Below are 19,890 nucleotides of genomic sequence, written 5' to 3'. Positions count from 1 at the left end.
GTTGATCCAAGTGCTGGCACTGGGTGGTGTATTCGCTCTGGGCGCCTGTGGCGACAACCGCGTCGATCCCGACCGCCGCTATCTGGTCGAACCCCGCGTCTCGGCGGCCCAGACGATGCGCCTGCATCCCAACGAGACGCCCGAACTGCGCCGGCTGATCGACAAATATGCGACCGAATACCAGGTCCCGGTCGATCTGGTCCACCGCGTCATCATCCGCGAATCGCGCCATCGTCCCGGCGCCCGCAACGGCCCGTATTACGGGCTGATGCAGATGCTGCCGGCCACCGCGCGGGGCATGGGCTACAAGGGCGGCGCCTCGGGCCTGCTGGATGCGGAAACCAACCTGAAATACGGCGTGAAATACCTGCGCGGCGCTTATCTGGTGGCTGGCGGCAATTACGACGGCGCGGTGAAATGGTATTCTCGCGGCTATTACTACGAGGCCAAGAAAAAGGGCCTGCTAGACGAAACCGGGCTGCGCTGAATGCAGCCCGACCCGACCGACCGGCCCGCCGCAAGGCGGGCTTTTTCGTTGCGGGTTGCGATGCGCGCTTCGGAACGCAACGGCTGCGGTCCCGCAGCCTGCCAGGGCTGGGTCCGCCCTATGCTAGCCGATCCACCCCTTCCGTCGTGCGCGCGCCTTGGCTGTCAGCATATCTGATGCGTTCAATCGAAGCGGCAGGCGGGCAGCGCATGCCACCTCTGCCCGGCTCACGCCGATATCGTCCAGAATCTGGTCGTCCAGGCGAAGCAAGTTCAGGAACGCGTCGCGCCTCTCCCTGTTCTGACGATAGGTTTCAAACAGTCCTCGCAGCCGCGAAAACGAGCCACGCAGGGCAGCTCCGATCCACGGGTTACGTGAGGGCGGGTTCATGGTGCATGTTTCCTTGGCCATCCTGACCTCCTTTGTTCAGGTCAAGGTCGCATGACGATATTCTTCAATACAGCGCATAGTTCTTAGTGTATCGTTCAGGGAAATTGATCGAGACGGGCCATGCAACCGCAGCAGAACAATCTTCTCGAGACCGACCTTCTGAAGACATTCGTGACCATCTCCGAGACCGGGAACTTCACGGTCGCGGCAAAACGGGTGTTCAGGACTCCCTCTGCGGTCAGCATGCAGATCAGGCGGCTTGAGGATCAGCTGGGGCGCGCCCTGTTTGTCCGGCACCCGCGCCATGTGACGCTGACCGCGGACGGCGAGGCATTTCTTGTCCATGCCAGGGACATCCTGCGCATCAATGACGAGGCTCTGTCCCGCTTTCGGGTGCCGCAGCTTGAAGGACGAGTCCGGTTCGGCGCCCCCGACGATTTCGGCGTGCGCTCTCTTCCCGCGATCCTGTCACGCTTTGCCGCGACCCATCCCCTTGTCGAGGTCGAGGTCTTTCTGTCGACCAGCGTGAACCTGGCCCGGCGGTTCGAGGCGGCAGAGATCGACATGATCCTCACCGTCTCGGCCCAATCCGATCCGGCACCGGGAGAGGTCATTCATTCGGAGCCTCTCGTCTGGGTCGGCGCCCGCGACGGCATGGCATTCTCCAGGACCCCCGTGCCGCTCGCCCTGTCCTCGCATGGATGCCCCTGGCGGGCCGCGGCCCTTGCCGCACTCGACAAGAACGGCCGCCGCTACAGGATCGCCTATACGTCGGAGGCCGCCGCCGGTCAGTTGGCGGCAGTCATGGCCGACCTGGCGATTGCGCCTTTGCCGGTCAGCCTGGTGGACGAACAGCATCGCCGGCTGACGGAAAAGGACGGCTTCGGCGCGATCGGTTCCTATCAGTTGAGGCTTCAGAAAAACCCCGATATCGGCTCGGCGGCGCAGGCTTTTGCGGATCATGTGCGCGAAAGCTTTGGCCGGCACGAATGACCGCGACGGGCCAAAGCCCTACCCCAGCCGCCGCTGATACCGGATGAAGGGCGAGCGTTGCGCCACCTTGTCGTAAAGCATCCGGCCCGCATAATTGTCCTCGGCCGTCAGCCAGTAGACGGCGGGGACACCCGCCGCATCGGCGGCGGCATAGACCGCCTCGATCAGCCCGCGCGCCACGCCCCGACCGCGCGCCTGCGGGTCGGTGAACAGGTCCTGCAGATAGCACACGCCCTCGTCCCGCCACAGGTTCGGGTGAAAGACGTAATGCACCAGCCCCAGCAGCCCCGTTCCGTCGTCAAAGACCAGCCCGCGGAAATCCCGCGCATCCCGCGCCATCAGCCGGGCGAAGGCCTTGTCATAGAAACCCCGGGGCCGGTCGGGAAAGCCGTAGAACGCCTGATAACCCTCGTAAAGCCGCTGCCAGGCCGCGCGGTCGTCGGGGCGCAAGTCGCGGATCATCGCTGCCGCCGCGCCAGAAAGGCCAGCCGCTCGAACAGGGCCACATCCTGTTCGTTCTTCAGCAGCGCGCCGTGCAGCTTGGGCAGCACCTCGCCCGCCGGGCGCTTCAGGTCCTCGGGGGCCAGGTCCTCGGCCAAGATCAGCTTCAGCCAGTCCAGCAGTTCGCTGGTCGACGGCTTCTTCTTCAGCCCCTGCACCGCGCGCAGTTCAAGGAACTGGGTCAGCGCCTCGTCCAGCAGGCGGGGTTTCAGCCGGGGGAAATGCACCTCGACGATCTTCTGCAGCGTCTCGGCATCGGGAAAGCGGATGTAGTGAAAGAAGCAGCGGCGCAGGAACGCGTCCGGCAGTTCCTTTTCGTTGTTCGAGGTGATGACGACCACCGGCCGGTGCCGGGCGCGAATCGTCTCTCCGGTCTCGTAGACGTGAAACTCCATCCGGTCGAGTTCCTGCAGCAGGTCGTTCGGAAACTCGATATCGGCCTTGTCGATCTCGTCGATCAGCAGGACGACCTTGCCCGGCGCCTCGAAGGCCTGCCACAGCTTGCCCTTGCGGATGTAATTGGCGATGTCGTGGACGCGCCCGTCCCCCAGCTGGCTGTCGCGCAGCCGCGACACGGCGTCGTATTCGTAAAGCCCCTGCTGCGCCCGGGTCGTTGATTTCACGTTCCATTCGATGATCGGCAGACCCAGGCTGGTTGCCACCTGGCGCGCCAGTTCGGTCTTGCCGGTGCCCGGTTCGCCCTTGACCAGCAGCGGCCGTTCCAGCGTGATCGCGGCGTTGACCGCCACCGCCAGGTCGGGCGGCACCACATAATCCGGGGTCGAAGAAAACTGCATCCGCCTGTCCCTTGTGCAACGCCGGCAGCCTAGAAGCCTCGCCCGGGCTTCGCAAGCGCAGGCGGCCCGACCTGCCGGAAAGGCATAGTGACATTCCGCCGGGCTTCCTTTAAGGGGGCCGCAAGGAGCTGGCACAGAGCCCCGGCTCCCGGAGGAACGATGAAAGCCCAGACCTTTCTGCCCGAAGATTATCGCCCCGCCGAAGACGAACCTTTCATGAATGAGCGGCAGCTCGAGTATTTTCGCCGCAAGCTGGTCGCCTGGAAGCAGGAGCTTCTGGACCAGTCCGCCGAAACGCTGGAAGGCTTGCAGGACAGCGCCCGCAATGTGCCAGACCTGGCCGACCGGGCGTCCGAAGAAACGGACCGCTCGCTGGAACTGCGCACCCGCGACCGCCAGCGCAAGCTGGTCAGCAAGATCGACGCAGCCCTGCGGCGGATCGAGACCGGCGAATACGGCTATTGCGAAATGACCGGGGAACCGATCAGCCTGAAGCGCCTCGATGCCCGTCCGATCGCGACCATGACGCTGGAAGCGCAGGAAAGACACGAGCGGCGCGAGCGCGTCCACCGCGACGACTGATCCCTGGGGCGCGCATGTGCCCCGTGCACCTGCGCCATCAAGCCGCATGTCCAAGCTGCACTCCCTGTCCATTGCCATCGTCGGCGCCGGAATCGCGGGCCTGACCGCCGCCACGGCGCTGGCCCGGCGCGGCGCAAGCGTCACCGTCCACGAACGCGCCGATGCGCTGCGCGAGGTTGGCGCGGGGCTGCAACTCTCTCCCAATGCTCTGCGCGTCCTCGACGCCCTTGACCTGTGGCCCCGGCTGCAGGCGGTCTCGGTCCCGTCCGAGCGGGTCGAGCTGCGCGACTCCTCGGCCCGGCTGGTCGCCAGGCTGGACCTTGCGCGGTACCGGCCGAAGGACCGCTTTCGCCTGGTCCACCGCGCGCGGCTTCTGGAGCTGCTGGCCGATGCCGCCCGGGACGCCGGCGCCTGCATCCTTCTGGACCAGGATATCGCCACGCCGCCGCAGGCCGACCTGGTCGTCGGGGCCGACGGGGTGAAAAGCCGCATGCGTCCCCTGCTGAACGGGCCCGAGATTCCCTTCTTCACCGGCCAGACCGCCTGGCGCGCCGTGATCCCGGCCGAGCCGGGGGCCCAACCCGCCGCGCAGGTCTTCATGGGCCCAGGGCGGCATCTCGTCAGCTATCCCCTGGGCCAGGGAATGCGCAACATCGTCGCCGTGGTCGAACGCCCCGACTGGCGGGACGAGGGCTGGTCCCAGCCGGGCGATCCCGCCGATCTGCGCGCGGCCTTCGGCCATTTCGGCGGACCGGTGCCGGACTGGCTGGCGACGGTCGATCAGGTCAGCCTGTGGGGCCTGTTCCGCCATCCCGTCGCTGCACATTGGCAGCGCCCCGCGGGACAAGGCCCGGCGGTGGCGCTGATCGGCGACGCCGCCCATCCCACCCTGCCCTTCCTCGCCCAGGGCGCCGTCATGGCGATCGAGGATGCCTGGGTGCTGGCCGCCTGCCTTTCCGAGGACGAACTGACCCCGGCCCTGGCGCGCTATCAGGCGCTGCGCCAGCCCCGTTGCCAGCGCATCGTCAAGGCAGCGAACGACAATGCCCGCAATTACCACCTGCAGGGCCCGGCCCGCGCCGTGGCCCATGCCGGGCTGCGCGCCGTCTCGACGCTAGCGCCCGCCCGCCTGATCGAACGCTTCGCCTGGCTCTACGATTACGATCCTACGGCGCTCTGACCCGACGGCGGCGGACTTTCTCCGTTTTTCAAATACCCAAGTGACGGCGGCGCCACCAGGGACGCCGCTGCAGGGTTCAGGCCGCCTTCTCGACCGCCGCGACGATACCGTCCACGACCTCGCGCAGGACATGCTCGTCCTCGGCCTCGGCCATCACGCGGATCAGGGGTTCCGTGCCCGACTTGCGGATCAGGACGCGGCCCTGGCCGTTCAGCCGCGCCTCGGCCCGGGCGATCTCGGCCTTGACGGCCTCGGCCGACAGCGGGTCGGCGCCCTGGGCATAGCGCACGTTCTTCAGCATCTGCGGCACCGGCTGGAACTGCGCCACCAGGTCCGAGGCGCGCCGGCCGCTGTCCGACAGCGCCGCCAGGAACTGCAACCCCGCGATCAGCCCGTCGCCGGTGGTGGCATAGTCGGTCATCACGATATGGCCCGACTGCTCGCCGCCCAGGTTGAAGCCCGCGCCGCGCATCCGCTCGACCACGTAGCGGTCGCCGACGGCGGTGCGCTCCAGCCGTAACCCACGGTCCTGCAGGAACCGCTCCAGCCCCAGGTTCGACATGACCGTGGCGACCAGCGCGCCGCCGCGCAGCCGGCCCTGGTCCGCCCAGCGGCCCGCCAGCAGCGCCATGATCTGGTCGCCGTCCGCTACCTGGCCCTTTTCGTCGATGATCATCACCCGGTCGGCGTCGCCGTCCAGGCTGATGCCCAGGTCGGCGCCGTGCTCCAGCACCGCCCGCGCGCAGGCCTCGGGGTGGGTCGAGCCCACGCCCTCGTTGATGTTGTTGCCGTTCGGATGAACGCCCAGCGGGATCACCTCGGCCCCCAGTTCCCACAGCACGTCCGGCGCGGCGCGATAGGCGGCGCCATTGGCGCAGTCGATCACCACCTTCAGCCCCTCCAGCCGCTGGCCGGCCGGGAAGGTGGTCTTGGCATATTCGACATAGCGCCCGCGGCCGTCGTCGATGCGCTTGGCGCGGCCGATGTTCTGGGGTTGCGCCAGGTCGATGGCACCCGCGACGATGCGCTCGATCTCGGCCTCGGCCTCGTCCGACAGCTTGAAGCCGTCGGGGCCGAAGAACTTGATGCCGTTGTCCGCCGCCGGGTTGTGGCTGGCCGAGATCATGATGCCCAGGTCCGCCCGCATCGACCGCGTCAGATAGCCCACGGCGGGCGTCGGCACCGGCCCCAGCAGCAAGACGTTCATGCCCGTGCTGGTCAGCCCGGCCGTCAGCGCGTTTTCCAGCATGTAGCCCGACAGGCGGGTGTCCTTGCCGATGACGACGCGGTGATGGTCCTGCCCGCCCCGGCGGAAATAGCGCCCGGCGGCGGCCCCCAGGCGCAGCGCCAGCTCGGCCGTCATCGGATGGCTGTTGGCGCGGCCCCGGACGCCGTCGGTGCCGAAAAGTTTCCTGCTGCTCATTCGTCCCCTCCGGTCACGGCGCGCCACAGCGCCAGACCCTGCCTTGTTTCTTCCACGTCATGGACGCGGTGGATCTGTATGCCCTGCGCGACCCCCGCCAGCGTCACCGCCAGCGTCCCGGCGGCCCGGTCCGCCGCGCGCGCCGCGCCGCCGATGGCGCCGATGAAGCCCTTGCGGGACACCCCCAGCAGCACCGCGCAGCCCAGACCGTGATAGACCGAGATCCGTCGCAGGATCGCCAGATTATGCGCCTGGGTCTTGCCGAAACCAATGCCCGGGTCGATCACGATCCTGTCGCGGGGGATTCCCGCCGCCTCGGCCCGGGAGATGCGTTCGGCCAGCGCGTCATAGACGTCCAGCAGCACGTCGCCATAGGTCGGATTGTCCTGCATCGTCTCGGGGATGCCCTGCGCGTGCATCAGGCACAGCGCGACGCCCGCCCGCGCCACCACCCCCGCCATGCCGGGATCGAAATCCAGTCCCGAGACATCGTTGACCATCCCCGCCCCCGCCGCGATGGCGGCCTGGGCGACCGCCGCCTTGCGGGTATCGACCGAGATCGGGGCCAGGCCGCGCGCGGCGCCGATGACCGGCAGGATCCGGGCGGTTTCGTCGGGCACCGGCACCTCGGCCGCGCCGGGGCGGGTCGATTCGCCGCCCACGTCCAGGATCGCGGCGCCCTGCCCGACCAGCGCGCGGGCGTGGGTCGCGCCGTCATAGCGGCCGCCGTCCGAAAAGCTGTCGGGCGTGGCGTTGACGATTCCCATGATCCGGGGGCGGTCCAGCGACAGACCCAACACCGCGGGGCGTGGCGCGGTCAGCGCCTCCAGCACCTCGGGCGGGGCGCTGTCGACCACACGGGGGGGCTGGCCCCGCGCCAGCAGTTCCAGTTGCGAAAAGCGCACCCAGCCGCCGGCAAGGCGCCAGCGGCCGTGGTCGCAGGGAATGGGACGGAAATAGTCGCTCATGCGCCATTCCTAGCCCCGGCGGCCGGCAAAGCAAAGGCCGCTCACAGCCGCCCGGTCGGGATGGAAAAACCTGCGGGGGGCGCGGGCGGCGCCTCGCCGTCGCGCAGGGCCCAGTCCAGCCGCGTGGCCCCGAGCCTTTGCGCCAGCCACAGCGCCAAGGCCATGGGCTCGGGCGCAAGGTCGGGCACGTCGCGCGCCATGCGCGCGGGGGCCCAGACGACGGCGCGCGACTCGGCGGCAGCCCAGTCAAGCTCGGTCCGGCTGTCGGCGACGGTCAGGCCCAGACGGCCGGCCAGCGCCCAGGCGGCCTGGTCCAGCGCCAGCAGCGCGATCTCGCGCGCGTGGCCGCCCTGGGGCAGCGGCAGGCGGGGGGCGTCGGGCACCAGCGCCACCGCGCCTGGCGGCAAGTCCCTGTCGACGCCGTGAAAGACCACCCGGATCGGCGCCCTCGCCGGTTCGGCGGCCACCCGCGCCCGGTTGCGCACCAGCGTCACGCCCAGCGCCCCCGGCACACGGTCCAGCTTTTCCACCGTCACCGCGACCTCGGCCGCGCCGGGATGCGCCAGGATCAGGGCGGCGATCTGTTCGGCCAGGGTTTCCAGCAGGTCATAGCGGCGATCCGCCAGCCCCGCCGATACCGCCCCCGTCAGGATGTCATAGCTGAGGATGCGGTCGACCTCGTCCCCGGCGCCGGCGACCGGGCTGGCCAGCGCCACGTCGATGTTGAAGCGCAGACGCTGGTTCAGGCCGCGTTCCGTCTGGAAGGCGCCGATTTCGGTCGAGACGATGTAATCGCGCAGGTGGATGCGGTCGGGCTGGTCCATGCGCCTTCTCATCGACGAAAAACGGCCCCGCCGCAAGGACGGGACCGCAGGTGGCATGGCAGGATTGCGTCAGTTCGACGCCAGCCGGCGGTCCGAGCGATAGAACACGTGGCTGCCGATGCGCGCCGTCCGTTCGAACTTGCGCGACCACGAGGGCTTGACCGCCCGGGTGTGGAAATAGGTCGCGCCATCGGTCAGATTGCGCGGCGCGCCCGACAGGGCGGCCTGGGCGATCTGCTGGGCGCGGGCAAAGGCGCCGCGTTCGCGGATGCGGGTCTTCTTATAGGTGAACTGACCGCTCTGGTTCACGACGCCGCAGACGCTTTTCGGGAACCGGGGATGATCCACGCGGTTGAGAATGACCTCGGCTACTGCGCGCTGGCCCTGGGCGCCCTCGCCGCGGGCTTCGAAATACAGCGCCTCGGACAGGCACTGCAGGTCGCGGGTCGAGATGCTTGCCGCCGGCGTGGCGGCGAGGCGCTTGGTCTTTTGCTGGGCTTGCGCGCCCTGGCGTTGGGCTTGGGTGTCCGCGAAGGCAGGGGCGGCCACGACTGAAGAAAGCGCGACGGCAACACACAAGGCAACGCGCGCCAGCCATGACTGAGGTGTCGGCATGTTTGTCCTGTTACTGGGTTCCGGTCACTGTCCGGTCGGTTTCGTCATCGGACCGCTGCGGGCCCTTTCTGGCGCCAATGGGCCGAAACCGGATGCGACGATCCACCCCACATCTTGGTGAAAGGGGAAAAAAGCCGCTAAATCGATGATTTTAGCGGAAACCTGCCGACGCCGAAAAGGTTAACGGGCGGGTTCCAGCCAAAAGGCCGCCTTCTTACGACTTGGTGATCGGCTCGTTTTGGGCCGCTGCGCGGGCCATCAGAATCGATTCCTGCGCCGCGGCAAGGCGCGCCACCGGCACCCGGAAGGGCGAGCACGAGACATAGTTCACCCCCGCCCGCAGGCAGAAGGCGATCGATTCCGGGTTGCCGCCATGTTCCCCGCACACCGAGATGGTGATCCCCGGCGCGCGGCTGCGCGCCCGTTCGGTGCCGATGGCGACAAGCTCGCCCACGCCCTCGCAATCCAGGATGTGGAACGGGTCCTCGGCATAGACGCCCTGGCCGACATAGGTGCCCATGAAACGGCCGGCATCGTCGCGCGACAGGCCATAGGTCATCTGCGTCAGGTCGTTCGTGCCGAAGGACAGAAAGGCCGCGTGTTCGGCGATGTCGCCCGCCCGCAGCGCGGCGCGCGGGGTTTCGACCATGACGCCCAGGCGATAGGTGAAATCCTTGCGCGTCTCGTTCCTGACGGCGGCGGCGACGGCGTCGATGCGGTTCTTGACCAGTTCGACCTCGCGCCGGGCACTGACCAGGGGGATCATGATTTCCGGCACCACCGGCGCGCCGTTCCGGCTGGCCAGGATCGTCGCCTCGAAGATGGCGCGGGCCTGCATGTCGTAGATCTCGGGGACGGTGATGCCCAGCCGCACGCCGCGCATCCCCAGCATCGGATTGAATTCGCTGAGCGCCTCGACCCGGCGGGTCACGTCCGACAGCGGCAGGTCCAGCGATTCGGCCAGTTCGCGCATCCCTTCGCGGTCGTGGGGCAGGAATTCGTGCAGCGGCGGGTCGAACAGGCGGATGGTGACGGGCAGCCCGGCCATGATCTCGAACAGCGCGGCAAAGTCGCTGCGCTGCATCGGCAGCAGGCGCTCCAGCGACAGGCGGCGATCCTCGGGCTTGTCGGCAAAGATCATCTCGCGCATGGCGGGCAGGCGCTCGTCGTCGAAGAACATGTGTTCGGTGCGGCAAAGCCCGATGCCCTGCGCGTTGAAGGTGCGGGCGGTGCGGGCGTCCTCGGGCGTGTCGGCATTGGCGCGGACCTTGATCCGGCAGTGGTCGTCCGCCCAGTCCAGAAGCTGGGTGAAGCTGTCGTCCAGCGCCGGCTCCAGCATCTCGGCCGCGCCGGCCAGCACCTCGCCCGAGGTGCCGTCGATGGTGATCTCCTCGCCCTCGTGCAGGATGCGGGGGCCGACCTGCAGGGTGCGGGCGCGGGTGTCGATGCTGATGCCGCTGGCGCCCACGATGCAGGGCAGCCCCAGGCCGCGCGCGATGACGGCGGCGTGGCTGGTCATGCCGCCGCGTTCGGTCAGGACCGCGACCGAGGCGTGCATGCCCCGGATGTCCTCGGGGACCGTCTCGCGCCGGACCAGGACCGCGCGTTCGCCCCGCGCCTCGGCGGCCTGGGCGGCGGCGGCGGTGAAAACGATGCGGCCGGTGGCGGCGCCGGGACTGGCGTTGATGCCCCGCGCCAGGATGTCGCGCGGCGCGCGCGGATCGACCTGGTGGTGCAACAGGTCCGAGAGCGCCCGCGGCTCGACCCGCATCACCGCCTCGGCCGGGGGGATGATGCCGTCGCGGGCGAGCGCCGTGGCGATGCGCACGCTGGCGCGCGAATTGCGCGGCACCCGCGTCGCGTCGATGATCGACAGCCGCCCGTCGGTCACGACGAATTCGATCTGCATCTCCTCGCGCAGGCGTTCGCGGGCGGCGACGCCGAACCGGACCAGGTCGGCAAAGACCTCGGGCGCGGCTTCCTCGAAGCTGGGGCCGCGCGGGTCGCGGGTCAGATACAGCGTCTCGGCCCCGGCGCCGCGTGTACGGCCCTGGCTTTGGCCGCGAAAGCGCCCGGTGATGCGGGGGGTGCCGGTCACGCTGTCGATGAACTGGATCGTGCCCGAGCCGGTGACGCCCGGCCCCATGGCCAGCGCCATGTCCTGCACGACCAGCCCCAGCGGCGCGATGGAGGGCGCGCCCTTGGCCTGGCGCAGCAGCCGCGCGGTCGGCCCGTCCCAGGCGCGCGCCATGCTGCGCAGCACCTCGGCCAGCTGGCGGGCGGGATCCTGGGGGAATTCCTCGTCCGTCTCGGCCTCATAGGCGCGCAGGGCGGCGGCAAGCCCGCCTTCGCTGTCCGAGAACATGTCCGGGTCAAGCCGCGCGACGTGGATGGCATAGGCCTGCACGAAGCCCAGATACAGCGCATCGGCCGCCGCCTGGCCGTGGCTTTCGACCAGCCGGCGGTGCAGCGCGTCGTTGATGCCCACGTTCAGGACCGTCCCCGGCCCGCCCCAGGCCGGATCGACCGCCGAGGGCCGCACGCTGACCAGCCCGTTCGCGCGCTCGACCATCGCCGCCAGGTAGGATCGCTCCGGCATCTGCCCGGCCGCGATGGCGCGCACCGCGTCGGCCGACAGCGCAAAGCTGGTCGGCACCGGCAGGTCCATTCGCACCAGCCGTTGCAGGCATTTCGCGCGCCAGCCGTGGCGCGCCGTCGAAACCCCCGCCGAGGGGGTGATTTCGATGATGGCGTCGGGTTCAAACAGGGCGGTCATGATCGCGTCACCTTAGGCGCGCGCCGGGACATGCTGCAAGCGCGGAAACGAGGGGCGGCGCCGGACCGGGGGCGCCGCCCCCGGACCCCCCGGGGTATTTGCCAAACGGTGAGCGGTTCAGCCCTCGATCTTGCCGAAATCGGCGATCAGGCGGCCGGCCTCGCGGATGCGGGACAAGAGGTTCAGGCGGTTGCGGCGCAGGACCTGGTTGTCGGTGTTGATCTGCACCGCCTCGAAGAAGGCGTCGATGGGCGCGCGCAGCGTGGCGATGCCCTGGGTCGCGGCCTGGAAGTCCTCGAGCCGCACGGCCTCGCGGATCGCGGGCTCGGCCTTGTCGAGGGCGGCGAAAAGGGCGCGTTCCTGATCGGTTTCCGCGAACTTCGGATCGGCGCCGAAGCTGTATTCGACGCCGTCCTTGTCCTCGGCCTGGGCGAGGATGTTGCCGGCGCGTTTCAGGCCTTGCAGCAGGTTGGTGCCGTCCTCGGTCTTCAAGACGTCGTTGAGCGCGGTGGCGCGGTTGACCAGCAGCACGAGGTCGTCGTTGCCGGGCATGGCGATGACGGCGTCGATGATGTCGTGGCGGATGCCTTGGTCGCGGAGGTAGACTTTGAGGCGGTCGTGGAGGAAGGCGAGGAGGTCGGCGCTCAATCTCCGCAGTTCTTCAACGATTTGTTTTTCCTTCTGACGCGTCTCTTCGATCACGTCTGATGTAAAACTCTCCAAGGCACCAGCCGCAAGTTTCGGTTGGCCAACCCCTTTTAGTCCCTCATATGCTGGCTCAACGGCAGCGAACTTTTCGTCCATTCTGAGCTTGCCAGAAATATGCACGAACGGACGCAGCAGCAGGGTGCTCAATGACATTCGCACCCCATTCCCCAGCACCAGCCGGATCACCCCCAGCGCGGCGCGGCGTAGGGCAAAGGGGTCCTTGCTCCCCGTGGGCTTCTCGTCAATCGCCCAGAAGCCGGTCAGCGTGTCAAGCTTGTCAGCCAGCGCCACCGCGACCGAGACCGGGGCGGTGGGCACTGCATCCGACGGCCCAAGCGGAGAATAGTGATCGCGGGCGGCGTCGGCCACGGCGGCATCCTTGCCAGCCTCCAGCGCGTAATACCGGCCCATGGTGCCTTGCAGCTCGGGGAACTCGCCGACCATGGCCGAGCGCAGGTCGAGCTTCGCGATCTTAGCGGCGTCTTCGGCCTGATCCGGGTCGGCGCCGACCAGCGGGGCGATCTCGCGTGCCAGGGCTGCGATGCGCGCCACCCGATCCGCCTGCGATCCCAGCTTGCTCTGGAAGGTCACCGATTTCAGCCCCTCGGCCCAGGTCGCCATCCCGGCCCGCGCCTCGCGCAGGTCGTTGTCCCAGAAGAAGGCCGCGTCGGACAGACGCGCGGCCAGCACGCGCTGGTTGCCCTTCAGGATGGTGTCGCCGTGGTCCGGGGTCTCGATATTGGCGACCGTCACGAAACCCTCGATCCGGCCGGTCTTGGGATTGCGGGCCGAGAAGAACTTCTGGTGTTCCTTCATCGAGGTTTGCAGAACCTCGGGCGGCAGGGACAGGAAGCGGTCCTCGATGGCGCCCATCAGCGGAACGGGCCATTCGACGAGGCCGGCGACCTCGGACAGCAGCCCCTCGTCCGGAACGATCTCCCAGCCGCGGGCAAAGGCGAGGTTCGCGGCCTCTTGCCGGATCGCGGCTTCGCGTTCGTGGCTGTCCAGCATGACCTTGGCGCGGCGCAACTTGGCGGCGTAGTCGTCGAAACCCGAGACGGTGAAGGCACCGGGGGCCATGAAGCGGTGGCCGCGCGTCGTGTTGCCGGCGGCGATGCCCTCGATCTGGAACGGCACCACGGTCGCGCCGGATTCGTCCGACAGAAGGCAGATGATGGAATGCAGCGGGCGGACCCAGCGCAGGCTGCCGGCGCCCCAGCGCATCGACTTGGGCCAGGGGAAATTGCGGATGGCGGCTTCCAGCACCTCGGCCACGATCTCGGACGCCGGGCGGCCGGGTTTCTGGATCACGGCGAACCAGACCTGGCCCTTCTTGTCGTCGCGGGCCTCCAGCTGATCCTTGCTGAGCCCCGTCGAGCGCAGGAAGCCTTGCAGCGCCGCGTCGGGCGCGTCGGTGCGCGGGCCCTTGCGTTCCTCGCGCGTGGTCGGGCTGTGGGCGGTCAGCCCCTCGACCGCCAGCGCCAGCCGGCGCGGGGTCGAGAAGGCGCCGGCCGAGGCATAGGTCAGCCCGGCCACGACCAGCCCGTCGGTGACGAGTTTCTTCAGGTCCTCGCGGGCACGGGCCTGCATCCGCGCCGGGATTTCCTCCGAGAAAAGCTCGATCAGAAGGTCGGGCATCAGTCCATCACTCCGCGTTCGGGGGTCTTGTCGTTGAATTGCTGCCAGCCGTAGGCGCGCCCGTCGGGATAGACCGCGATCACGCGGTCGACGTCGGGGCGAACCTCGGGCTGGCCAAGATAGGCCTGCGCCGCGCCGGATTTCAGGTCGGCCTCGATCCGGCCGGCGTCGAAGCAGGAAAACCAGCGCGGCCCGATCAGGGGCGTCGGCTGGGAAAAGGGCTCGGCCCCCTCGGGCAGGGCGCCGGTCAGCCGAAAGCAGGCGCGCCAGCGGATGGGCGAGCTGTCGGCGTCGATGGCCTGCACCTCGCGCGCGGCCAGGGGCACGGGCTTGCCCTGGGCCATCACGGCCAGCGTCACGCCGGCCGGGTCCAGCCGGTCGTAAAAGCCGTATTCCTGCGCATACCAGACGCCCACGCCCGCAGCGACCGCGGCGCAGATCAGGACCAGCGCGGGAATGCGGCCGTTCATTCAGGCCCCTGCCGGAAAGGCGGGCAGCGCCTCGCCCGTCGCGGCCGAGGTGGTCACGAACAGGTCGGCGCAGCGTTTCGCCAGCGCGCGGACGCGGCCGATATAGGCCTGACGCTCGGTGACCGAGATCACGCCGCGCGCGTCCAAGAGGTTGAACAGGTGGCTGGCCTTGATCGCCTGGTCATAGGCCGGATGCGCCATCGGGATCGTGCGGCCGGCGGCGTCGGTCTCGGACGCGGTCAGGATGCGGTCGCATTCCGCCTCGGCGTCCTTGAAGTGCTGCAGCAGCGTGTCGGTATCGGCCTGGTCGAAGTTCCAGCGAGAATATTCCCGCTCGGCCTGGCGGAAGATGTCGCCATAGCTCAGCGGAATGGGGCTTTCGGGATGGTTGAAGGGCATGTCCATGACATGCTCGACCCCCAGCACATACATGGCCAGCCGTTCAAGGCCATAGGTCAGCTCGCCCGAGACCGGGCGGCAGTCGTGGCCGCCGACCTGCTGGAAATAGGTGAACTGGCTGACCTCCATGCCGTCGCACCAGACCTCCCAGCCCAGGCCCCAGGCGCCGAGCGTCGGGCTTTCCCAGTCGTCCTCGACGAAGCGCACGTCATGGATCATCGGGTCCAGGCCGATGGCCTTGAGGCTGCCCAGATACAGGTCCTGCAGGTTCGCAGGGCTGGGTTTGATGATGACCTGGTACTGGTAATAGTGCTGCAGCCGGTTCGGGTTCTCGCCATAGCGGCCGTCGGTCGGGCGGCGCGAGGGCTGGACATAGGCCGCAGCCCAAGGCCGCGCACCAAGGCTGCGCAGCGTGGTCGCGGGGTGAAAGGTGCCCGCGCCCACCTCCATGTCATAGGGTTGCAGAACGGCGCAGCCCTGCCCCGCCCAATAGGACTGCAGCCGCAGGATCACGTCCTGAAAGCAGACGGGTTTCGCCGTCTGATTGTCCTGGGGGCTGGTCATCGCTGCATCCTTCGGCATAACTGGCAGGAAATGTCTGCCGCCTTCTAGGCAGAGGGCGGCGCAGGGTCAATGAGAGGGACACGGATGCGGCGCTTTGCTTTCGTCTTGGGTGCGGCGCTGCCGCTGGTCGGCGCGGCGCCAGGCGCATGGGCCGAGGATGTGGTGATCCGCATCGAGGCCAAGCGCGGCGCGGACGCGGCCCAGGCGGCCGCCCAAGGCTGGGCGACGCAGTTTCCCGACGTGGTGACGTTCCCGGCCGGCGACAACTGGGTGGCGATCGCGCTGGGTCCGATGCCCCGGGCCGAGGCCGAGACCCGGCTGGAGCAGTTGAAGACCGAGCGCAAAGTGCCGGGCGACAGCTTCCTGTCGGCCGCCGAAGGCCGCGCCCTGACGCCCCTGGCGGGAGCCTCGGCCCCGACCCCGACCCCGGCCGAGGCGCCGGCGGCGGGCAACGCCTCGACCTTTCCGCAGGGCGCGGCGCCCGCGACCGGCGCACCAGCCGACGGCATGGCCGAGCCGGTGCTGGGCGACCTGGCAGGAGAGGACGCGCCCGCGGCCCCTACGGCCTTGCCCGCTGCCGCCGAAGCGGCCACAGCCGAGCCTGCCCCGCCGCCCGAGCAGTTCTTCATCCGCATCGATTCCACCACCGACCGCGCCAAGGCCGAGGAGATGCTGGCCAAATGGCGCGAGACCCTGCCCGAGGCCGCGCTGTGGTCCCTGCCGAACGGCCGCCTGGCCGTGGCCTTCGGTCCGATGGACGAAGTCACGGGCAAGGCCTGGCTGCGCGCCCTGCGCAATGCCGACGCCGTAACGCGCGACGCCTATCTGACCGAGGGCGACAAGCTGGGCGAGATCGCGGTCATCGGCGCCAAGCCCGACCTGGGGCCGCCGCCCGGCCCCGATGCCGCGCCCGTGCCCATGCCGCCGCTTGAGGAAATCCAGCGCGCCCTGCGGTGGGCCGGGCATTACGACGGCCCCATCGACGGCAAGGACGGGCCGATGACGCAAAAGGCCATCGCCGAGGAAATCGTGCGGCTGCGCGCCTCGCCCGACACCGCGACGGCCATGGCCGAGCTGATCCGCCGGCGCGAGGCCTGGCGGGCCGAGATCGGTCTGACGCAGCTGCGCGACGACCACACCGGGCTGGAACTGCCCGCGCCGATGGACAGGCTGCAGTTCGACCGCTCGGAACGGGCGCTGTCGATCTATGGGCCCAAGGACGGGTCCGGCGCGGCGCTGATCCTGTTCAGCCAGCCCGGCGGGCAGCAGGAGATGCTGGACCTGGCCGGCCTCGTCACCGCGCTTGGCTGGGTGCCCAGTCCCGAGCGCCGGGTGGAACGCGGCGCCGTCACCCTGCACGGGCGGAACGACACCCATATCGGCCATGCCGAGGGCCGGGTCGTCGACGGCATGGTGCAAGGCTTTGTCCTGATCTGGCCCGCCCAGGACCCCGAGGAGGCCCGCCGGCTGAGCGCCGAGATCGCCGACACCCTGACCCGCTTTGCCCCCGGCGCCACCGTCGCCGCGACCCAGGCGCCGGCGATCCCGGCCGCGAACTGACCCCCTTCAGGCGCGCCAGAACCGGGGCATCAGAATGACCAGCACGGTCAGCAGCTCCAGCCGGCCGACATACATGCCCAGGCTCATCAGCCATTTGGCGGCGGTCGGGATATCCCTGACCGCGCCGTTCGGGCTAAGCTCGGGCCCCCAGATCACGCCCACGTTGGCGATGGCCGTCCAGGCCCCGGTCAGCGCGGTGCGGGGATGCAGCCCGGTCATCGCCAGCCCCACGATCAGCAGGCCGAAGGTCAGCATGAACAGGGTAAAGAAGGCCATGACCGAATCCACCACGTCCTCGTCCAGCGGGCGGCGGTCGTAAAGCAGCGGAAAGATGCGGTGCGGCGACTGCATCCGGCGCAGCTGCGTCTTGACCGCCTGGATCAGCACCAGATAGCGGAACACCTTGACCGAGCAGGATGTCGAGCCGGTGCAGCCCCCGATCAGCCCGACGATCACCAGGATCACAAAGGGGAAATGCCCCCAAAGCTGTACGTCGGTCGAGGCAAAGCCCGTCCCCGAGAAGGTCGAGATGACGTTGAACGTCGTCTCGCGCAGGACATGAAGCGGGTCCTTGGTGTCCAGCCACAGCAGCCGATAGACCACGATGGCCGTGATGGCATAGGCCGTCCAGCGCAGATAGGCCCGCACCTGGATGTCGCGCCACAAGGGCTGGGCCGAGCCCCGGATCAGCTGCACCATGCGGATGAAGGGCAGCGAGGCCAGGATCATGAAGAACGAGGCCGCATATTCCGCCGGCCCGATGAAGGGCGCGAAGCTGCTGTCGTAGTTTGAAAAGCCGCCCGTCGAGCAGGTCGACAGCGCCAGCACCAGCGCGTCGAACCCGGTCATGCCCAGCAGGATATAGACCACCATGCAGGTGCAGGTCAGCGCGAAATAGACGGCCGTCGTCTCGCGCGCGATGTCGAAGGCGCGGGGCAGGATCTTGCCCAGCGTGTCGAAGCCCTCGGACTTGAAGAACTGCATGCCGCCGACCTTCATCACCGGCAGGAAGATCATGGCGACGACGATGATCCCCAAGCCCCCCGCCCAGTTCAGGAAGGCGCGCCACAGGTTCGTGCCCTTGGGCAGGTGGTCCAGCCCGACGAAGGCGGTGGTGCCGGTCGTGGTCAGGCCCGACATCGCCTCGAAATAGGCGTCGGTGAAGCTGGCATGCGGCGCGCCGATCATGAAGGGCACGGCCCCCGCCGCCGGCAGCACCGCCCAGATCGCGGCGGTCATAAGGAAGGCCTGCTCCATGGTCAGGGTGCGGTCCACGCCCCGGGTGGACAGCGTGATGAAGGCGCCGGCCAGCGCAGTCAGGATCGCCGATTCCAGAAAGCTTTTCCAATGCGGATCGCCCGCCCACCAATCGACGACAGCCGGCAGCATCATCGCCGCCCCCAGCGTGATGACCAGCCTGCCGATCGTATTGGCCACGGGACGAACGTCGATCATGGACCTTGCTTGCCGTGCGCCCCCGTCGCCGTCAAGCTGGCGGCAGGGGGACGGCGCACGACGCTTGCAAGCCTGTGTCCGCTTGCCTATAGAAAGCCCTGACGCGGGTGTAGCTCAATGGTAGAGCAGCAGCCTTCCAAGCTGAATACGTGGGTTCGATTCCCATCACCCGCTCCAATTCAAGCGCTATATCGCTTGTTTATCAACAATTTCCGTGACTTGCGATTCCTTTCGGTGCACACTCAGGCACACAAAGGGCACACATGGGGCTTGTTTTGAAGCACGTTGAGAGAACCAAATCCGGCTCTTTCCAATACCGCAGACGCGTCCCCAAGGTCGTCGCGGGAATCATCGCAAAGCGCGAGTTCAAGCGGAAGCTGGGCGACACCGAGCGGGAGGCTTTGAAGGCTTGGCCCATCTTCCATGCGCAGGTGGAACGGGAGATAGCTGAGGCGCTGCGACAGGGCGCAAAGGCCGCTCCCACCCAGACGGAACGGGAGGCATATCAGGAGGCCCTCAGACAATTGCGGACGATCCTGCCAGACGACGCGGCGGACCATCTGAGGGACGCGGTGGTGGATCAGATTGTCGCCCGCTATCGGCTGGACGCAGAGACGGGCAACCCGATCAATGCCGCGCCCGTGGATCGACACGCCATCAATATCCTACGTTCCGGCCCCGACCGCTATCCCCGCCCAGAGCCAACCCTGAGCGATGCCCTCAACCTTTATCTGGCAGAGCACCTGCATGAAGATAGCCCCGAGACTGACAAGCGCGTTGTGGGGCTGACAAGGCGCGTTGTGGGGGCCGTAATCGAGGCTCTCGGACGGGACCCTGCCCTCTCGGCCATAACCCGAGAGGATGCCCGGCAAGTTCGGGATCACATGCTGGACAGGGTGAAGGAAACCGGGCGGGGGGTCGGCGCAAAGGTGAGCGCGGCGACAGTATCCCGCGAGATCTCTATCATTTCGGCTGTAATCAACTTCGCCCGCTCCGAGTTCGGCATCTCTGCTGCCGTTCAGAACCCGTTCAGCCGCCTCCCGGTCGCCCGTGTGGCGAAGGGGCACGGGCAGAAGGCTTCCGAGAAGCGGGACCCCCTGCCGTCCGCTGTGCTCGCAAAGACACGCCAAAGGGTGCTTGCCAACGCTTCGCCTGAGCTGGCCCTGATCTGGCGCATAATCGAGGGTACGGGGTGTCGCCTTGCTGAGGTGACGGGCCTGCGTGTGGAGGACGTGCACACCACGGGGCTCTGATGATGTGACCGCCCCCCCGACGGCTTCGCTGTGCCAGGGTGGGTCTGGGACGATCCACAGAGGGGAGAGGTCATGTCGGAGATTACCACGATCGGGCTCGATCTTGCGAAGCATGTGTTTCAGCTTCACGGGGCCGACGCTTCTGGGCGAGCGGTGCTGCGCAAGAAGCTTCGGCGGGACCAGGTGCTGGCGTTCTTCAGCCAGCTACCATCCTGCGTCGTCGTGATGGAGGCGTGCGGTGGCGCCCATTTCTGGGGTCGTGAGATCGGGAAGCTGGGCCATGAGGTGCGGCTCATCCCGCCGGCCT

The 19,890-nt window shown here is 68.2% G+C and carries 18 protein-coding genes, 1 tRNA gene and 1 pseudogene; 8 read left to right on the top strand and 12 right to left on the bottom strand.

Annotated features, from left to right (window positions below; translation table 11 throughout):
- Nucleotide 1: 1 nt before the first annotated feature.
- The gene (locus tag BU28_RS0116140) at nt 2-487 is read left to right on the top strand and encodes a lytic transglycosylase domain-containing protein (protein ID WP_028720379.1); all 486 of its coding nucleotides are present in this window, start codon (nt 2-4) and stop codon (nt 485-487) included.
- A 123-nt stretch (nt 488-610) separates the two neighbouring features.
- Here the strand turns inward: BU28_RS0116140 and BU28_RS0116135 are convergent, their stop codons facing one another.
- Nucleotides 611-898: a DUF1127 domain-containing protein gene (locus BU28_RS0116135; protein ID WP_028720378.1), complete on the bottom strand. Its 288-nt coding sequence runs from the start codon at nt 896-898 to the stop codon at nt 611-613.
- 99 nt (nt 899-997) lie between these two features.
- On the opposite strand from BU28_RS0116135, the gene BU28_RS0116130 reads away from it, so the two are divergent.
- Nucleotides 998-1,870 (top strand): LysR substrate-binding domain-containing protein, encoded by an 873-nt coding sequence (locus BU28_RS0116130; protein ID WP_028720377.1) that lies wholly within the window; start codon nt 998-1,000, stop codon nt 1,868-1,870.
- 18 nt (nt 1,871-1,888) lie between these two features.
- Here the strand turns inward: BU28_RS0116130 and BU28_RS0116125 are convergent, their stop codons facing one another.
- Nucleotides 1,889-2,332, bottom strand: coding sequence for a GNAT family N-acetyltransferase (locus tag BU28_RS0116125; protein ID WP_028720376.1), 444 nt, complete (start codon nt 2,330-2,332; stop codon nt 1,889-1,891).
- On the bottom strand, nt 2,329-3,168 hold the full coding sequence (locus BU28_RS0116120; RefSeq protein ID WP_028720375.1) for an AAA family ATPase: 840 nt from the start codon (nt 3,166-3,168) through the stop codon (nt 2,329-2,331). The genes BU28_RS0116125 and BU28_RS0116120 overlap by 4 nt, the downstream gene beginning before the upstream one ends.
- A gap of 159 nt (nt 3,169-3,327) precedes the next feature.
- Between BU28_RS0116120 and dksA the strand changes: the two genes are divergently transcribed.
- Entirely contained in the window at nt 3,328-3,750 is a 423-nt protein-coding gene (dksA, locus tag BU28_RS0116115; protein WP_028720374.1) for an RNA polymerase-binding protein DksA, read from the top strand.
- Nucleotides 3,751-3,796: 46 nt separating this feature from the next.
- Nucleotides 3,797-4,930: an FAD-dependent oxidoreductase gene (locus tag BU28_RS0116110; RefSeq protein ID WP_028720373.1), complete on the top strand. Its 1,134-nt coding sequence runs from the start codon at nt 3,797-3,799 to the stop codon at nt 4,928-4,930.
- Between the two features lie 76 nt (nt 4,931-5,006).
- Here BU28_RS0116110 and glmM read toward each other — a convergent pair whose 3' ends face one another.
- The 8 genes from glmM to BU28_RS0116070 form a co-directional block, all read right to left on the bottom strand.
- Nucleotides 5,007-6,353: a phosphoglucosamine mutase gene (gene glmM / locus BU28_RS0116105; protein WP_028720372.1), complete on the bottom strand. Its 1,347-nt coding sequence runs from the start codon at nt 6,351-6,353 to the stop codon at nt 5,007-5,009.
- Nucleotides 6,350-7,321, bottom strand: a complete 972-nt coding sequence (folP, locus tag BU28_RS0116100) for a dihydropteroate synthase (protein WP_028720371.1) — start codon at nt 7,319-7,321, stop codon at nt 6,350-6,352. The genes glmM and folP overlap by 4 nt, the downstream gene beginning before the upstream one ends.
- Nucleotides 7,322-7,362: 41 nt before the next feature.
- Nucleotides 7,363-8,145: a dihydroneopterin aldolase gene (locus BU28_RS0116095; RefSeq protein WP_036763164.1), complete on the bottom strand. Its 783-nt coding sequence runs from the start codon at nt 8,143-8,145 to the stop codon at nt 7,363-7,365.
- Nucleotides 8,146-8,214: 69 nt separating this feature from the next.
- A complete protein-coding gene (locus BU28_RS0116090) occupies nt 8,215-8,760 on the bottom strand; it encodes a cell wall hydrolase (RefSeq protein ID WP_028720369.1) in 546 nt (181 codons plus the stop codon).
- Nucleotides 8,761-8,974: 214 nt separating this feature from the next.
- Nucleotides 8,975-11,536, bottom strand: a complete 2,562-nt coding sequence (locus tag BU28_RS0116085) for a putative PEP-binding protein (RefSeq protein WP_028720368.1) — start codon at nt 11,534-11,536, stop codon at nt 8,975-8,977.
- Nucleotides 11,537-11,653: 117 nt separating this feature from the next.
- A complete protein-coding gene (gene glyS / locus BU28_RS0116080) occupies nt 11,654-13,882 on the bottom strand; it encodes a glycine--tRNA ligase subunit beta (RefSeq protein WP_028720367.1) in 2,229 nt (742 codons plus the stop codon).
- Nucleotides 13,882-14,352, bottom strand: a complete 471-nt coding sequence (locus tag BU28_RS0116075; RefSeq protein WP_028720366.1) for a DUF6446 family protein — start codon at nt 14,350-14,352, stop codon at nt 13,882-13,884. The genes glyS and BU28_RS0116075 overlap by 1 nt, the downstream gene beginning before the upstream one ends.
- Nucleotides 14,353-15,315, bottom strand: a complete 963-nt coding sequence (locus tag BU28_RS0116070; protein ID WP_028720365.1) for a glycine--tRNA ligase subunit alpha — start codon at nt 15,313-15,315, stop codon at nt 14,353-14,355.
- Nucleotides 15,316-15,399: 84 nt separating this feature from the next.
- On the opposite strand from BU28_RS0116070, the gene BU28_RS0116065 reads away from it, so the two are divergent.
- A complete protein-coding gene (locus tag BU28_RS0116065) occupies nt 15,400-16,875 on the top strand; it encodes a peptidoglycan-binding domain-containing protein (protein ID WP_028720364.1) in 1,476 nt (491 codons plus the stop codon).
- A 6-nt stretch (nt 16,876-16,881) separates the two neighbouring features.
- On the opposite strand, the gene BU28_RS0116060 is transcribed toward BU28_RS0116065, so the two are convergent.
- Entirely contained in the window at nt 16,882-18,330 is a 1,449-nt protein-coding gene (locus BU28_RS0116060) for a TrkH family potassium uptake protein (RefSeq protein ID WP_028720363.1), read from the bottom strand.
- 103 nt (nt 18,331-18,433) lie between these two features.
- Between BU28_RS0116060 and BU28_RS0116055 the strand changes: the two genes are divergently transcribed.
- The 3 genes and pseudogenes from BU28_RS0116055 to BU28_RS0116045 form a co-directional block, all read left to right on the top strand.
- Nucleotides 18,434-18,507: transfer RNA gene (locus BU28_RS0116055), tRNA-Gly, on the top strand.
- Nucleotides 18,508-18,593: 86 nt separating this feature from the next.
- Nucleotides 18,594-19,583, top strand: coding sequence for a hypothetical protein (locus BU28_RS0116050; RefSeq protein ID WP_028720362.1), 990 nt, complete (start codon nt 18,594-18,596; stop codon nt 19,581-19,583).
- A 72-nt stretch (nt 19,584-19,655) separates the two neighbouring features.
- Nucleotides 19,656-19,890: pseudogene (locus BU28_RS0116045) on the top strand (IS110 family transposase); the annotation flags it as partial.

The organism is Paracoccus yeei ATCC BAA-599 (assembly GCF_000622145.1).
Taxonomy (GTDB): Bacteria; Pseudomonadota; Alphaproteobacteria; order Rhodobacterales; family Rhodobacteraceae; genus Paracoccus; species Paracoccus yeei.
The sequence above is the reverse complement of the archived record's forward strand: the minus strand, read 5'-3'. Positions and strand labels throughout refer to the sequence as shown.